Source organism: Kribbella jiaozuonensis (assembly GCF_005233875.1).
In the GTDB taxonomy this organism is placed as follows: domain Bacteria; phylum Actinomycetota; class Actinomycetes; order Propionibacteriales; family Kribbellaceae; genus Kribbella; species Kribbella jiaozuonensis.
Genome location: NZ_SZPZ01000001.1, coordinates 1556802 through 1572883 on the forward strand (window position 1 = coordinate 1556802; position 16082 = coordinate 1572883).

14 protein-coding genes and 1 pseudogene are annotated in these 16082 nt (G+C 67.8%); 5 read left to right on the plus strand and 10 right to left on the minus strand.

The features are described 5' to 3' along the window. Positions 1-22: 22 nt before the first annotated feature. Positions 23-547 carry an isochorismatase family protein gene (locus FDA38_RS07530; protein ID WP_233714576.1) on the plus strand — a complete coding sequence of 175 codons (525 nt, stop codon included), beginning with the start codon at positions 23-25 and terminating at the stop codon, positions 545-547. A gap of 651 nt (positions 548-1198) precedes the next feature. On the opposite strand, the gene FDA38_RS07535 is transcribed toward FDA38_RS07530, so the two are convergent. The 3 genes and pseudogenes from FDA38_RS07535 to tyrS form a co-directional block, all read right to left on the minus strand. Continuing rightward, positions 1199-2020, minus strand: coding sequence for an NAD(P)H-binding protein (locus tag FDA38_RS07535; protein WP_137253309.1), 822 nt, complete (start codon positions 2018-2020; stop codon positions 1199-1201). Positions 2021-2023: 3 nt separating this feature from the next. After that, positions 2024-3202: an aminoglycoside phosphotransferase family protein gene (locus tag FDA38_RS07540; RefSeq protein ID WP_170989616.1), complete on the minus strand. Its 1179-nt coding sequence runs from the start codon at positions 3200-3202 to the stop codon at positions 2024-2026. A gap of 4 nt (positions 3203-3206) precedes the next feature. Then, positions 3207-4395, minus strand: a pseudogene (gene tyrS / locus FDA38_RS07545) (tyrosine--tRNA ligase). 200 nt (positions 4396-4595) lie between these two features. Here tyrS and idi point away from each other — a divergent pair. After that, positions 4596-5153, plus strand: a complete 558-nt coding sequence (idi, locus tag FDA38_RS07550; RefSeq protein WP_137253311.1) for an isopentenyl-diphosphate Delta-isomerase — start codon at positions 4596-4598, stop codon at positions 5151-5153. On the opposite strand, the gene FDA38_RS07555 is transcribed toward idi, so the two are convergent. Further along, entirely contained in the window at positions 5130-6002 is an 873-nt protein-coding gene (locus FDA38_RS07555) for an NAD(P)/FAD-dependent oxidoreductase (RefSeq protein ID WP_170989617.1), read from the minus strand. The two genes, idi and FDA38_RS07555, sit on opposite strands and share 24 nt — an antisense overlap. Positions 6003-6082: 80 nt before the next feature. Here FDA38_RS07555 and FDA38_RS07560 point away from each other — a divergent pair, with 80 nt between their 5' ends. Beyond that, positions 6083-6991, plus strand: a complete 909-nt coding sequence (locus FDA38_RS07560; RefSeq protein ID WP_137253313.1) for a GNAT family N-acetyltransferase — start codon at positions 6083-6085, stop codon at positions 6989-6991. Here FDA38_RS07560 and FDA38_RS07565 read toward each other — a convergent pair. The 6 genes from FDA38_RS07565 to FDA38_RS07590 form a co-directional block, all read right to left on the minus strand. After that, positions 6956-7948: a 2-dehydropantoate 2-reductase gene (locus tag FDA38_RS07565; protein ID WP_137253314.1), complete on the minus strand. Its 993-nt coding sequence runs from the start codon at positions 7946-7948 to the stop codon at positions 6956-6958. The two genes, FDA38_RS07560 and FDA38_RS07565, sit on opposite strands and share 36 nt — an antisense overlap. A 137-nt stretch (positions 7949-8085) precedes the next feature. Further along, the gene (locus FDA38_RS07570) at positions 8086-9045 is read right to left on the minus strand and encodes an ABC transporter permease (RefSeq protein WP_137253315.1); all 960 of its coding nucleotides are present in this window, start codon (positions 9043-9045) and stop codon (positions 8086-8088) included. A gap of 3 nt (positions 9046-9048) precedes the next feature. After that, the gene (locus tag FDA38_RS07575) at positions 9049-9975 is read right to left on the minus strand and encodes an ABC transporter permease (protein WP_137253316.1); all 927 of its coding nucleotides are present in this window, start codon (positions 9973-9975) and stop codon (positions 9049-9051) included. Beyond that, complete coding sequence (locus FDA38_RS07580) at positions 9972-10988, minus strand: ABC transporter ATP-binding protein (protein ID WP_137253317.1); 1017 nt, start codon at positions 10986-10988, stop codon at positions 9972-9974. The genes FDA38_RS07575 and FDA38_RS07580 overlap by 4 nt, the downstream gene beginning before the upstream one ends. Then, positions 10985-11965, minus strand: coding sequence for an ABC transporter ATP-binding protein (locus FDA38_RS07585; RefSeq protein WP_137253318.1), 981 nt, complete (start codon positions 11963-11965; stop codon positions 10985-10987). The genes FDA38_RS07580 and FDA38_RS07585 overlap by 4 nt, the downstream gene beginning before the upstream one ends. A 6-nt stretch (positions 11966-11971) precedes the next feature. Continuing rightward, positions 11972-13765: an ABC transporter substrate-binding protein gene (locus FDA38_RS07590; protein WP_137253319.1), complete on the minus strand. Its 1794-nt coding sequence runs from the start codon at positions 13763-13765 to the stop codon at positions 11972-11974. A gap of 166 nt (positions 13766-13931) precedes the next feature. Between FDA38_RS07590 and FDA38_RS07595 the strand changes: the two genes are divergently transcribed. Beyond that, on the plus strand, positions 13932-14615 hold the full coding sequence (locus FDA38_RS07595; RefSeq protein WP_137253320.1) for a response regulator transcription factor: 684 nt from the start codon (positions 13932-13934) through the stop codon (positions 14613-14615). A gap of 35 nt (positions 14616-14650) precedes the next feature. Beyond that, positions 14651-16027: a HAMP domain-containing sensor histidine kinase gene (locus FDA38_RS07600; RefSeq protein WP_233714577.1), complete on the plus strand. Its 1377-nt coding sequence runs from the start codon at positions 14651-14653 to the stop codon at positions 16025-16027. The last annotated feature ends 55 nt before the right edge of the window (positions 16028-16082 follow it).

Consider the following 16082-nt stretch of genomic DNA (forward strand, 5'->3'; position numbering starts at 1 on the left):
TACTGCACTTTAGGCTCGGCGTGTGAATCCTCTTGAGTCCCGTCGTACCGCGCTCATCCTCGTCGACCTGATGCCCCGAATCATCGCGCTCGACACCGCTCCGCTGACCGGTGCAGCTGTGGTCGAGCGCTCCGTCGAACTGGCCGCGGCGACGCGCGCGGCGGGTGGGCTGGTGGTGAACGTCCGGGTCGAAAGGCCGGGGGTCGAGGTACAGCCGGAGGGGAGCGGGTTCGCCGCGGAGGTCGTACCGCAGGCCGGCGACCTGGAGATCGTGAAGCGCACAATCGGCGCCTTCGGCCGCACACCTCTCGACTCGGAGCTGCAGTCGCGGGGGATCGCCAACGTGGCCGTCGCCGGCATCGCGACAAACTTCGGGGTCGAGTCCACGGGCCGTGCGGCGTCGGACCTCGGCTACGAAACGTTCTTCATCACGGACGCGATGACGGGACTGGATGGCTCAGCCCACGACTTCGCCGTCTCATACGTGTTCTCACGGATCGGCGAGGTCTGCACCACCACGGAGTATTTGAACGCGTTGAAGGAGTAGCCCATCGCGGTGCTACGCGCGGCTCGTCCCTCGCCGTGCTACGCGCCGCACCCGCCCACCCCCGGGCTTATCGCCCGGAGCATCCTCTCCGGCTATCGCCGGACGTGCGCGCTATCGCGCGGTCGACCGCCGGGTGGTGGGGCGCGGGCGGTTCACCTGAGCGGACCGTGGTTCCGGGTGCGGCGCGCATTCCGCCCCACCACCCGTCGGTCGACCCCGATCACGGCTCCGCCCGTCCCCCCGGGCCTCCACTCCGCGTCCCGACCACGCCCCGCCCCGGCCCCAGCCGCGCGTCGACCCACGACTACCCCTGTGTACCCCGTGCGGATCGGTCCGCACCAGCCCGGCCCGACCGCAGTCAGCTGTCGAGCGGGCGCGGGGCCGCGCGTAGCACCGCGATGGGCTGGCAGCTGTCCAAGGTGCCGCAGTCACCTCACCCGTCCGCAGCACGCCCCGCCACATGGCGGTCGATCGCGCGGCAGCGCGCACGTCCGGCGATAGCCGGAAAGGATGCTCCGGGCGATGAGCCCGGGGGGTGGGTGGGGCGGCGCGGAGCACGGCGAGGAACGAGCCGCGCGTAGCACCGCGAGGGCTGGCCGCAGTACCGCGGTGGGCTGTCCGCAGTACCACCCGCGCGGGCTGATCGAAGTACTAGGAGAACAGTTCGGCGTTTTCCTGGACCCAGGTTTGTAGGGTGCGGGGTGTTTGGCCGGTGACCTGGGTGACTGTGTTGTTGACCGATGTTTCGTCTATGGTGCCGTCGGCGAAGAAGGACTCGATGGCGGCTGCGTACGGCGCCGGCATCGACGCGAGCAGCGCATCATGCGTCTCGGACCGGCTCATCGGGTACGCCGTCAGCCCTCGCCCGATGCCCTCGCCGAGAATCCGCACCTGTTCCACGGGAGTCAGCGCGACCGGCCCGGTCAGCCGCAGTACCTCGCCATCCGACGAGCCCTGCAAAGCCGCCACCGCAACATCCGCAATGTCGCGCGGATGGATCGTCGACACCGGTACGTCCGGGAACTGCACCCGGACCTCGTCGCCAACCCTGAGCTGATCCAGCCAGCGCAACGTGTTTGACATGAACGAGTTCGGGCGCAGAAAGGTCCAGTCCAACGAAGTCGCCCGGACCGCTTCCTCCGTTGCATGGTGGTACGCCGCGACCGCGTTCGTCAGCTCTCCGTCGAGGGAGCTGCTCGAAAGCACCACAACCTTCCGAACCCCTGCATTTACTGCATTCGTGAGCAATTCCTCGAGCCGGTCGTACCCGCTCAGCAGGAAGATTCCGGTGACGCCGGTGAGCGCCTCCACGAAGGTGTCCGGCCGGTTGAGGTCGCCGAAGACAGGCTCGATCCCGTCCGGCAGCGCCCTCTCGGAGCGGATCAGCGCGCGGGCCGGGATGCCCTTTTCTGCCAGCGATTGCACGACGGCGCCGCCGGCGTTTCCAGTAGCACCCGTAATCAGGATCGTCACCGCTCAACCCTGACACATGCGCAGGGCCGCACGCAGACAAATGCCCGGGTCGTCCTCGTGGTAGATCCGTTCGTCGGGCTCGATGTTGTCGAGGAAGCGCTGGTACATCAGCGCGTACGTCAGCGGCCCCAACACACTCATCGGCTGCAGCGCCCGCAGCGGCTCACACCCCGGGAGCTCTCGCCGCCAAGCCGCTGACCACACGTCGCCCGCATGCGAGCGCTTCGACTCCGGCAAGAAGTCGAGCAGCCGCCTGATATCGGTCGCCGGATGACCCACGAACGTATCGGCCCAGTCGACGATCACCCGCCGCGTACCGTCCGACCGCCAGTTCCCGGGGTGGAAGTCACCGTTCACCAAGGTGATCGGCAACCCCGCCGACTCGAGCTCATCGACGATCGCGGGCAGCCGATCGACCAGGTCCACCAGACTGCGCACCTCCTCGTCGGACAATGCAACCCGCGGAATCAGAGCGGCAACCTCATCGGCCAGAGAAGCCGGCAGCAACCGAGGCGCGTCGAGTTCATCGACCTCCGCGGCGAGCGCGGCCTGCGCGCCGACCCATCGACTCACGACGCTCTCGACCGAAGGCCGGTCCGGCTCCCAGCAGTCCGTCCCCGGCGCATGAGCGAGCAACGACCAACGATCCTCACGCGACGATGCAAGTACGGCGGGCGCCAGCGTCTCGTCGTACCGCCGCACATGCTCGATGACGTCCGCGTCAATACTCCCGAACCGACTCGTCGCCTTGGCCCAAGCATCCGGAAACCGAACCAGACACGACAGATTCCAAGTCTTCACCTGCACACCGTCACCCGGTCCGAGAACGCTCTGAGCCCACGCAATCAACCGCGACGGCCCACCAACTTCGGCCCAACTCGCCCGCAGCGGTTCGGCTGCGACGATCGAATCCCAATCAGCCAACGGCGTCTCATCCAGTACGCCGGAACGCACCTCGCCCAACGCCTCGACGTGATACACAGCCCGCCCGCCGCGTCCGATCTCCGCCTCGTCGGCATGCACCAGCCGCAGTACGACGGTCCGAACCCCGAGCAGCTCCTCGAGCCGACGGTTGATCGCCTCGACCTCAGACCACCACCCCGGCTCCACGTCGAACGCCGGCGCCCGGCCGACGTACCGGGCGCCAACGCTGACCAAGGCCTCAACCGTCTTGAATTCCACCGGCCTACTGTCGCGTGATCCGGTGCCAAGTGCGAGCACCTGACTTCAGTACGACCTCGCCGCGAAGGTCGACGGGCGCAGCCGGATCATCCGTCTGTACGCCGTTGATCGTGACCGCGCCCTGCCGCATCAGCCGACGCAACTCGGAGTTGCTGTCATCCGGCCGAACCGCACGCAACAGGTCAAAAGCTGTCTCGACCTCGGAACCCACAACAACGCCAGGCATTTCAGCAGGCTGACCGCGATCCGAGAACGTCTGCCGGAACCCCGCCAACTCAGACCGAGCCACCCCCGCCCCGTGGTACCGCGTGACCACCGCCGCGGCCAGCCGGAGCTTCGCGTCGCGAGCCGCCGGACCACCCGAGGTTGCCGAGTCCGCAAGCGCCGCGACCGTGTCGAGCGGCAACTCGGTGTAGACCCGCGCGTACGGCTCGACCAGGTCGTCCGGGATGCTCATCAGCTTCCCGAATTTGTCCCGCGGACTGTCCGTCAGCCCGATGTAGTTGTTCAGCGACTTGGATTGCTTGGCCCGACCATCAATACCCGGCGTGATCGTCGTCGTGATCACGACCTGCGGCGGTGCCCCCAACCGCTGCTGGAAGTGCCGTCCCAGCTGCTCGTTGAACAGCTGGTCCGACCCGACGATGGTCAGGTCGCTCTGCATCGCGAAGCTGTCGCTGCAGCACCGGGTAGACCAGCTCGTGTACGGCGATCTCCCGCCCGGCCGCGACCCGTTCGCGGAACATATCCCGGCTCATCAACTGCGCCTGGGTGACCTGTGCGAACAGGCTCAGCACCTCCGCGACCGGCATCCCGTCGTACCACTCGGAGTTCCGCCGTACCTCGAACACCTCGGGATCGGTGCGGAGGACAAGGGACACCTGCTCCAGGAACGACGCCGCGTTCGCATCGATCTGCGCGGGAGTGAGGACGGGCCGGGTCTCGGAGCGGCCGGTCGGGTCGCCGACGCGGGTGGTGAGGTCGCCGAGCAGGAACACGACCCGGTGCCCGAGGTCCTGCAGTTGCCGCATCATCCACAGATTGACCGCGTGGCCGAGATGCAGGTCCGGAGCGGTGCAGTCGACGCCGTACTTGATTCGCAACGGGCGCCCGGAATCCAGCCGCTCGCGCAGGTCGTCGGCGCCGATGACGGTGTCGGTGGTACGGCGTAATCGCTCGATCACAGCGTTCATGAGGTTCCTCTCAGGACGAGGCACCCGGCCAGTGCCTCCGGCAACGGAAAGAGGCAGGAACCGGACGGTTCCTGCCTCGGAGGCTCTGGGTGGAGCGAGTGCGGGTACTACCGAATACCGGCTCCTCCCAGAGCCGGTCGATATGCCACGCGTCGCTTGATCACGGGCTCAGATTAGCAGACCCCTCTAAGCTCAGGGGCGTGAGTGACGAGCGGGTAGTGCTGGTGGACGAGGGCGGGCACGCGATCGGGACCGAGGCGAAGGCAACGGTCCACCATGCGTCGACCCCGTTGCATCTCGCGTTCTCCAGCTACGTGATCGACGCGGCCGGCCGGGTGCTGCTGACCCAGCGCGCGTTCGAGAAGCCGACCTGGCCGGGTGTCTGGACCAATAGTTGCTGCGGGCACCCACTTCCGGACGAGCCGGTCGAGCACGCGGTACGGCGACGGCTGGCCGACGAGCTCGGGATCGTCGTGGACTCGGTGGAGCTCGTGCTGCCCGAGTTCCGGTACCGCGCGGAGATGCCGACCGGCATCGTCGAGAACGAGATCTGCCCGGTCTACCGGGTGTGGTGGACCGGCGACCCCACGCCGAACCCGGCCGAGGTCGCGGCGTACCGCTGGGTCGAGTGGCATGAACTGCGAGACGTCCCCGACCTGTCGCCCTGGTGCCTCCTGCAACTGGACGTGCTCAGCACACCGCCGGTCGACTGGCCGATCGCCGACCCGACGCGGCTACCACCCGCCGCCCAGGTCTAGCTCCAGAAGGTCGTTGTGTACGGCGACAGCCGCCGTACTCGCATGACCCGCCGCCCCGATCGCGAGCAGCGCGGGGGCCGCCGTCGTACCGACCGCATAGACGCCGGGCACCGTCGTACGGCCGCCCTCGTCCGCCACGACCGCGCCTTCCGCGACCTGACACCCGAGCTGCTCGGCGAGATCGCTCTGCTGATGCTGCCGCACCACGACGAACAACCGCGCCGGCGCGAGCACCTCTCCGCTCTCGAGCTCCACCTTCGGCGCAAGAACCTTCGCCACTCGCTCGGTCCGGACCTTCACCCCCGCGACGGCCAACCGATCCTGCTGGGCGTCCGAAAGCTCGTCCCCGTCAGTGCAGAGCACGACATCCTCGCTCCACCGGCTGAGCAACAAGGCTCGAGCAACCGACCGATCCGGCGCCCCGCGCATTCCCAGTTGCACCAGAGGCTGATCCCGGACCTCCCAGCCGTGACAGTGCGGGCACGCCACCACTGACCGGCCCCAACCGTCAGCCACTCCCGGCACATCCGGCAGTTCGTCCCGCAACCCGGTCGCGAGCACGATGGCCCGAACCGAAATCCCGTCGACCACGAAACCCTCGTCGTCCACGGTCACGTCCTCGACCCGCGCGTCCCGGAACTCGACGCCGTACGCCGCGACCTGCCGTCGCCCCGCGGCGAGCAACTCACCCGGCGCCGGATCCTCGGCGCCCAGGTAGTTGTGCACATGCTCAGCCGGCCGGTTCCGCGGCTGCCCGTCGTCGAACACGACCACCTGCCGTCGCGCCCGTCCCAGCGTCAACGCCGCCTGCAACCCGGCCAGGCTCCCACCGATCACCGCTACATCCATGTGATCAATATACGAGAAGATTCGTCTCATACTCTAAAATTGGCGAGCGGTGAGATGACTACAGGCCGCCTAATGGGCGAATGATCGAGATCCGGCCGGTGACGACGGACGCGGACTACGAGGCCTGGCGTCAGGTCCGTATCGCCGTTCTCCCGCACGAGCGGTGTCCGAGCGTGGCCGAGCTGCGCGAGTTGGAGACGCCCGAGCGCCTGCTGGTGCTGGCCGAACTGGACGGCGAGGTCGTCGCCAACGGGCTCGCGGACAGGTCCGACGAGGCCGGGCGTGGATTCGTGTCGCCACGGGTTCGGCCCGAGGCTCGCCGGTGCGGGGTCGGGACGAAGCTGCTCGAGGCGCTCGCGGAACATGCCGGTGCGTTGGGCTATGAGGTAGTCGGATCGGGGGTCGAGGACGAGGGATCGTTCGCGTTCGCCCAGCGGTTCGGCTTCGTCGAGACGGGGCGTCAGGTCGAGCAGGTACGCCGGATCGGCGACGAACCGTGGCCGGCGCGACCGACGGAGTACGACATCGTGACCGTTGCGGAGCGGCCGGAGTTGTGGGCGGCGGCGTATGCGCAGGTCGCGCTGCCGACGTTCCCGGACATGGACACCCCGACGCCGCTCGTCGTGTCGGTGGAGGAGTGGGCGACCGAGTGGATCAACGACCCGGCGGCGATGTTCCTGGCCGTGGTCGGTGATGACGTGATCGGGGTGGCGGGGTTGATGCTCGACACCGACAAGCCGGAGCGGGCCGAGGTTGCCTACACCGCCGTACGCCGGGATTGGCGCGGGAAGGCGGTCGCGTCGACGCTGAAGCGGGCGAGCATGGCCTGGGCGGCCGAGCACGGGATCACCGAGGTCTACACCTGGACCCAGCAAGGCAACGCGAACATGCGCCGGCTCAACGAGCACCTCGGCTTCAGCTACGGAGCCGTGAGCATCAACGTCCGCGCGAACCTACCGCTGGAGTTCCCGGAGCAGGTCAGCTCCTGACCAACCACGGCGGTCAGTCTCCGCGGCCCGGATCAGCTCGACCAGCTTGGCGTTGACCGGCGCGGTCCTGCCGAGCGACTCCGCGAGCCGGACGACCTCGCCGTTCAGGTAGTCGATCTCGGTCGGCCGTCCGGCCTCCAGGTCCTCCCACATCGAGGTCCGCGCGAGCGGATCGATCGCCAGCATCTTCGACGCGAGCCGGCGGAAGAGGAAGTCGGGCAGCCGAAGGATCGTCGGGAAGCGCTGCATCGGAACCGCGAGCAACTGCGCCGGCTCGATCCCGGCAGCAGCCAGAATCCCGAGCGTCTCAGCCTGCGCCGCAGCGAGACACCGGCGGTACGCACGCTGCGACAGCTCGTCGCGCAACGGCAAGTTGGACAGCGCGTTGATCGGGTTGTTCAGGTTCAACAGCAGCTTCGCCCACTGCACCGGCAGGATGTCGTCGTGCTGCGTCAGCGGCAGCCCGGCCCACTGGAACGCCTCGACATACGGCGCCAAGGCCGCATCCCGTTGGACGTCAAGCGCCCCCTCGGTGCCCTGGTGAAACACCCCGGCGCCACGGTTCAGCACGTTGAACGGAACCATCCCCGGCACGACCACCTGCTCGGTCAACCGCGACCGCAGCAGCTCCCCGTTGCGTATGCCGTTCTGGAAACTCACCACCACCGCACCAGGCTTCAAGACCGGCGCCAACTCAGCAGCCGCGCCCTCGGTGGCGGCCGACTTCACCGTCACCAGCACCAGCTCAGCCCCGGCCGCAGCATCAGGCGTCGTCTCGAAATCGACCTCAGCCACCCGGAGATCCGCGCCCAGATAGTCGGTCAGGTGCAACCCGTGCGACGCCACCTCGTCGGCCATCCGCTGCCTGCCGACGAACGTCACCGCGGTCCCGGACGCCGCGAGCCGGCCGCCGACATAACAACCGATACCGCCGGCGCCGTACACAACGATCTTCATGGGGACAACGTACCTAGGGACAGGAGGTGTGCCCTGTGGTTCCGCCTGGCGCCCGCCCAAGACCGCCAGGTAGAGCCCACACCTCCTGTCCTTCGGTTACCACCCCAGGGCGAAACCCGACCAAGGAACCCCGGGAGCTAATGCAGTCGCACGCGCGGATCCAGTACGGCGTACCCGATGTCCACCAGGATGTTCGCCACCACGACCGCCGCCGAGGCGAACAACACGATGCCGATGATCACCGGCAGGTCCTGCTGGTTGATCGCGACCACGGCGGTCTGACCGAGCCCGGGCAGGCTGAACACGGTCTCGATGACCACCACACCGCCGATCAGCTGACCGAGGTCGATACCGAACTGCGTGACCACCGGCGTCAGCGCACTCCGTAGACCGTGGACCACGACCACCCGGCTCTCCCGGATGCCCTTCGACCGTGCGGTCCGGATGTAGTCCTCGCCGAGGACGTCCAGCATCGAACCGCGGGTCAACCGGGTATACGTTGCCGCCAGCAACAAGGCCAGCGCGATCCACGGCAGTACCAGGTGCTGGAACCACGGCCCGACGCCGCCGGCGATCGGCGAGTAGCCGCCGGCCGGGAACCAGTTGAACCCTGCGAGGGTGAGGCGGAAGTACAGGAAGTACAACAGCAACAGCCCGAGCAGGAACGACGGGAACGAGTAGAAGAACAGCGAGAACAACGTCAGCCCGCGGTCCGCCACGGACCGTGGATGCGTCGCCGAGATCACGCCGTTGAACACGCCCAGCAGCAACCACAGCACGGCCGCACCGAGCGCCAGCGACACCGTGATCGGCAGCGCCTGCGCGATGATCTTGGTCACCGGCACCTGGTGGTAGTAGTCGTAGCCGAGATTGCCCTTCACTGCGTTGCCGAGGAAGTGCAGGTACTGCTTCCAGACCGGCAGATCGAGACCGAGGCGGTGCTTGATCAGCGCGATCGTCTCCGGCGTCGCCTGCCGGCCGGCCAGCGTCTGCGCAACGTTGCTCGGAGCAACGAAGAACAGGCCGAACACCGCGATGCTGATCAGCCACAGGACCAGGATCCCGTGACCGATCCGGCGAATCAGGAACATGGCCATGGATCAGGTCCGATCTGCGCGCGGGTCGAAGGCGTCCCGGACGCCGTCACCGAACAGGTTGAAGGCGAGCGTCGTGATCAGCAGCGCCAGACCGGGGAACAGGATGAACCACCACGCGGTCGTGTAGTAGTTCTGCGACGCGCTGATCATCCCGCCCCAGTCCGCCGTTGGCGGCGGCAGACCGAGCCCGAGGAACGACAACGTCGCCTGCGTGACGATCACGACCGGGATCAGCAGCGTGGTGTAGACGATCACCGGCGCCATCACGTTCGGCAGTACGTCGACGAACATGATCCGGCCGTCGCCCGCCCCGAGCGAGCGGGCCGCTTCGACGAACTCACGCTCCCGCAACGACAGCACCTGCCCGCGCACGATCCGGGCCACCGACGCCCAACTGAAACAGCCGATGACCAGTACCGTGACGGTCAGACTGGGACCCGTCACCGACACCAGCGCGATCGCCACCAGCAGGAACGGAACCGACAGTACGACGTCGATCAGCCGGGCCAGGATGGTGTCGGTGATCCCCCCGAGGAACCCCGCAGCCAGTCCCAGCACGACTCCGATGACGACCGTGATCGCAGTTGCGATCACGCCGACGAGCAGCGAGACGCGAGCGCCGTACGCGATCCGGACCAGGATGTCCCGGCCGAGATCGTCGGTCCCGAGCCAGAACGTCCCGTTCGGTCCGCGCGGCAGACCGTCCGGCGTCAGCCCGATGTCGCGGTACTGCTCGTTCGGCGGATGTCCGGTGATCGCGGTGAACACCGGCGCGAAGATCGCCATCAGCACGATCAGCAGGATCACGACGAGCGAGATCATCGCCACCTTGTCCTTGCGCAACCGGTGCACGGCAAGGACGAACGGACTCCGGCCCTCGATCGCCTTCGGCTCGTCGAGGACGTCAACCATCTCGATGGCAGCGGTCATGACGCCTTCAGATCAGGTACGGCGGTGGACAGGTCCTCGCCCACCGTCAACGGGTAGAAGCACGCGGTGCGGTGTTGCCAGGAGTCGTCGAGGACGGACTCCAGCGGCGGCTCCCCGGCCGCGCAGTCCAACCGCGCCTTCGGGCACCGCGTGTGGAACCTGCACCCCTCCGGCGGGTTCGTCGCTGAGGGGATGTCGCCCCCGAGGATGATCTGCTCGCGGCTGTCCGCCGTGTCCGGATCCGCCACCGGCAACGCCGACAGCAACGCCCGCGTGTACGGGTGCCTGGTCTGGCTGAACAGGTCATCCGTCGGCGCCAGTTCGACGATCTTGCCCAGGTACATCACCGCGATCCGGTCGCTCACGTGCCGGACCACGGACAGGTCGTGCGAGATGAACACGTACGTCAGGTCGAACTCCTGCTGCAGATCCGCCAGCAGGTTGATGATCTGCGCCTGGATCGAGACGTCCAGTGCCGACACGGGCTCGTCGCAGATCACCAGCTTCGGCCGCAGCGCGAGCGCCCGCGCCACCCCGATCCGTTGCCGTTGGCCACCACTGAACTCGGCCGGGAACCGGTTGTAGTGCTCGGGGTTGAGCCCGACCAGCTCCATCAGCTCCTGGACCTTCTTCTTCCGCTCGTTGCCAGAGGCAATATTGTGGATCGCGAACGGGTCACCGATGATCGAGCCGACCCGGCGGCGCGGGTTCAGCGAGCCGTACGGGTCCTGGAAGATGACCTGTACGTCGCGGCGCAACGGCCGCATCGCCTTGCGGGTCAGCTTGGTGATGTCCTTGCCCTCGAACGTCACCGTGCCCGATGTCACGTCGTACAGATGGGCCATGCAGCGCGCCAGCGTGGACTTGCCGCAGCCGGTCTCGCCGACCAGGCCGAGGGTCTCGCCCTTGTGCACCTCGAGCGATACGCCGGCGACTGCCTGGACCACTTCTTTGGAATGCGTGGGGAAGTCCTTGCGGACGTCCTCCACCTTGAGCAACACATCCTCGTTCATGAAGCGATCGCCTCGCTGTTCTCATGCGGCAGCCAGCAGGCCGACTGGTGCCGCGGATCGCGGGCGACGTCGACGAGCGGCGGTGCCTCGGTGCGGCACTTGTCGAACACGTGCGGACAACGGGCCGCGAACGGGCAGCCCTTGGGCAGACTGATCAGGCTCGGCGGGGTCCCCGGGATCGGGGTCAGCCGGTCACCGCTGCGGGCCGGCAACGACGCCAGCAGGCCCTGGGTGTACGGATGATGGTTGCGGTAGAAGATGTCCCGCCGCGGCGCCCGTTCCATCACCGCGCCGGCGTACATCACCACGACCTCGTCGGCCATCTCGGCCACCACACCGAGGTCGTGCGTGATCAGGATGATCGCCGTACCGAACTGCTCCTGCAGCCGGCGCATCACGTTCAGCACCTGGGCCTGCACGGTCACGTCGAGCGCGGTGGTCGGCTCGTCCGCGATCAGCAGGGCGGGGTCGAGCGCCATCGCCATCGCGATCATCACCCGCTGCCGCATCCCGCCGGAGAACTGGTGCGGATAGTCGTCGATCCGCTCCGCGGCCCGTGGGATGCCGACCAGGGTCAGCAACTCGGCGGCCCGTTTCCGGGCGCTCTGCTTGCTGATCTCGTGGTCATGCGCCCGGATCATCTCCACGATCTGCCAACCGATCCGGTACTGCGGATGCAAGCTGGACAACGGATCCTGGAAGATCATCCCGATCTGGTCGCCCCGCAGCCGGCGTAACGTCGACTGGTCCGCCGTGATCAGGTCGGTCCCGTCGAAGAACGCCGTACCGGAAACGGTCGCGCCGCGGGTGAGGCCGGTGATGGTCTGGGTGGAGACGCTCTTGCCGGACCCCGACTCGCCCACCACGGCGAGCGTCTGGCCGGCTTCGACGTCGTACGACAGGCCCCGGACGGCGCGGACGGTGCCGTCCGGGGTGTCGAAGGAGACCCGAAGATCCCTTACTTCAAGCAGAGCCATGAGGTCTTAGCCGCCCTGCTTGTCTTTGGACAGCCAGACGTTCGTCGGATCGTAGTTCTGCATCGACGGGACGTAGACGGCGTTGTGCACCTGCTCGGCGTGGTAGTTCGCCTGCTTGTTGCTGGTGAGCGGGTAGAACGCGGCCTGGTCCATCACCCGGGCGTCGGCCTTGGCCCACAGCTCGGCGGCCTGATCGTCGGTCGGTGCGGCGATCGCCTGCTTGATCATCGTGTTGGTCTCCGGGTCGTTGTAGAGCCCGAAGTTGCTGCCGACCGGCGGGAACGACGGCTCACCGGAGAACAGCGGGTTGAAGAACGACAGCGCCGCATTGCCGTACCAGTCGGCGCCCCAGCCGGCCAGCGACAGGTCCCAGACGCCGCGCTGGGCGACGGTCGGTACCTGCAGGTACTTCACGTAGAAGTCCGCGTTCGGCGACGGTACGCCGACGACGGTGATGCCGACCTTGGACAGGTCCTGCTGGATCGTCTGGAAGGACTTGCTGCTGCCCTCGGTCGCGTTCCGGTACAGGAACTTCAGCGTCAGGTGCGGGAACCCGGCCTCGGCGAGCATCTGCTTGGCCTTGTCGGGGTTGTACGGGTACGGATCGATCTGCTTGGAGCCGAGGATCACGTCCGGCAGTACGTGGGTCAGCGGCGGGTTCAGCGTCTTGCCGCCGAGCACCTGCAGGATGTGGTCGCGGTTGATCGCGAAGCTGATCGCCTGCCGCACCTTCGGGTTCTGCAACGCCTTGTTGTTGTTCGGCGAGGCGGTGTTGTAGATGACGTACGGGTTCGAGCTGGAGGTGTCGCCGATGTTCAGCTTCGGGTCCTTCTTGGCCTGCAGCGCGGGCAGCTGGGACGGCGGCGGTGCGACGTCCCACTCCATGTCGGCCGACGGAGTACCGGTCTGCAGCTGCTGCTGGACCGAGTCCTGCGTGACGGTCTCGTTGACGACGATCTTGTCGACGTACGCCTTCCGGACCGGGTCGGTGGCCGCGTCCCACGCGGGGTTGCGGGAGTACGAGATCGACTTGGTCGGAACCCAGGAGTCGACCTTGTACGGTCCGTCGGACGGGAAGTGGTTGCCGAGCTCGGTGCTGGCCGGCAGGTAGTTGAGCGACTCGACCGGAGCGGGGGAGAAGGCCGTCAGCGTCAGCATGCCGGTGAAGTACGCGGCCGGCTGGTTGAGGTGGAAGACGACCGTGGTCGCGTCTTTGGCCTCCACGCCCGGGAGCGGCGTCTTGTCGATGTAGTCCTTGATCCCGGCGATCGTCTTTGGTGCCTTTGCGAACCCGTCCGCGAACGCCTTGTAGCCGACGATCAGATCGGCGAAGTCCGGGATGCCGCCGAACGGCTGGACCGGGTTCGCGGTGCGCTTGACGCCGAGGACCATGTCGGCCGCGGTCACCTGACGCTCCGGCGAGGTGTTCCACTTCGCGCCGGGCCGGATCTTGATCGTGTAGGTCTTGCCGTCCTTGCTCACGCCGCCGTTCGCGACGGTCGGGAGGTCGGTGGCCAGGTCGGCGACCGGCGTGGTGTTCTTGCCACCTGGATCCGCGGGATAGGTGAACAGCTGCCTGCTCCACATCCGCAGGTTCTGGTAACCCACCGCGTAGTAGCTCAGGTTGGGATCCATGTAGTCGACGTCGCCGGCCCCGAGCATGTTCAGGGTGCCGCCGGTGACCGGGGTCGCGGCGGTGCCTCCGGATCCGGATACTGTGCCGCCGCCGTTGCTACAAGCCGCGAGCACGATGCTCGCGACGGCGGCAAGGGATACTGCCGCCAGCCGTCTTCTGGCCATTGGTCCTCCTCCGGGACTCGATAGCGCCGAAGTTAGGACTTCCGGGCCCAACCGGAACCGCGGTCACGGAACCGTCAAACAGATGTCAATCGCGGCCCGCCCGAACATGACGGATTCATGACAGCCGTAACCGCCATTGCGCCCGTCCGTGAGCGACACTGGGTCCGTGGCACACAGCTTGCTGCTGGTCGATGACGAGCCGAGGATCAGGCGGGTACTGCGGCTTGCCCTGGAGGACGAGGGCTACGAGGTGGCCGAGGCAGCCAACGGGTACGACGCCCTGGCCGCCCTGCGCCGGGAGCCGCCGGACGTGGTGCTGCTGGACCTGATGCTGCCCGACCGGGACGGATTCACCGTCTGCCGGGAGATCCGGCGGTCCAGCGACGTACCCGTGATCATGGTGACCGCGCGGACCGACAGCCACGACGTGGTCGCCGGGCTGGAGGCGGGCGCGGACGACTACGTGACCAAGCCGCTGGTCGCGAAGGAGCTGTCGGCGCGGATCCGGGCACTGCTGCGACGGGTCGAGCCGTCCAACGCGCGGCAGGCCGAGCTGGTCGAGGTCGGTGACCTGCGCATCGACGTACCGGGTGCCGAGGTGACGCGGGACGGCCAGACGCTGCCGCTGACCCGGACCGAGTTCAAGCTGCTCGCCGAGCTGGCCGGCGCCGAGGGCAAGGTGCTCAGCCGCGAGCAGTTGCTGTCGAAGGTCTGGGGCTACGGGTACTTCGGTGACAGCCGGATCGTAGACGTACACATCCGTCGGCTCCGGCTGAAGATCGAGCGTGACCCCGCCAGCCCGAAGCATCTCGTCACCGCCCGCGGCCTGGGCTACCGACTGGTGAGCTGACCTTGCTCGGACGGTTCAGCCTGCGGAATCGCGTCATGCTGGCGTACGGGCTGCTCGCGCTCGTGCTGTCGACCGTCCTGGCGGTGGTGACCTGGAGCGTGGTCTCCGACTACCTCACCCAGCAGCGCGACGAGTCGGCGGAGTCGGTGACCTCGGACAACGCCGCGGCCCTGCGGTACGGGCTCTTCGGCGCGCCGCAGCCGTGCGTCCCGGCCCGGGAACGGGCCGACTGCTCCGGTCTGACCCTGCAGCCCGGCGTTCAGGTGCTGCAGGTCCTGCGGACGTTGCCCTCCACGGACGCCGCCGCCTCGATGGCGTACGTCGACGACGAGTGGTACTCGCTGACCGGGAGACCCTCCGACCTGCCGCCCGACCTGATCCGGACCGCGCTCGGCGGCAACACCGTGCACCGGCGGATCGAGGTGAGCGGGCAGCCCGTACTGGCGGTCGGCGTACCGATGGGAAGGCCGGACGAGGCGTACTTCGAGTGGCATCCGCTGACGGCGCTCGACAACACACTGCTGAAGCTGAAGCTCACGCTGATCGCGGCGGCGATCGCGACCGCGCTGGTCGGGCTCGCGGTCGGGCGACTGGCGAGCACGCTGGCGCTGCGACCGCTGGCCGAGCTGAACCGGGTCGCGGACGCGGTCGCACGTGGGAAGCTGGACGCGCGGCTGCTGGCCGAGCAGGACCGGGATCTCGGGGGGCTGGCGCGGTCGTTCAACCAGACGGCCTCGGCTCTGGAACGTCGGGTGGCCGCGGACGCGCGGTTCGCGGGCGATGTGAGTCATGAGCTGCGTACGCCGCTGATGACGATGCTGAACTCGATGCAGCTGATCCAGAACCACCGGGCCGAGCTGCCGGCCGCCGTACGTGAGCCGGTCGAGCTGCTCGGTGACGATCTGGATCGCTTCCGGCGGTTGGTGATCGACCTGCTGGAGATCTCGCGGGACGACGGTGGCGACCGGGGGAGCCGGGAGATCGTCCGGATCGCTGATCTGGTCCGGGCTGCGGCCGATGCAACCGCCGGACGCGAGGTGACGACGGTCGAACCCGAAGCCGAAGGGCTGACGCTGCAGGCGGACAAGCGCCGTCTCGAGCGGGTGATCGCAAACCTGGTCGAGAACGCCGAGGACCATGCGGGTGGGTGCAAGGGCGTAGGTGTGGAGGCCGGCGGTCTGGGCGTCATCATCACCGTCGACGACGCGGGTCCCGGCATCGCCGCCGAGGACCGCACCCGCATCTTCGAACGCTTCGGCCGCGGCGAAACCTCCGGCCGCGGCCGCGGCGTAGGCCTGGGCCTCGCCATCGTCGCCCGCCACGTCCAATGGCACCACGGCACCATCCAAGTAACCACCCGCCCCGGCGGCGGCGCCCGCTTCATAGTCGAACTCCCCGCGAAAACCAGCTGACCCGGGCCACCGGCCCCAGGCCTCGAGCACCGCCCCGAGCACCGCCCCCGGGGCC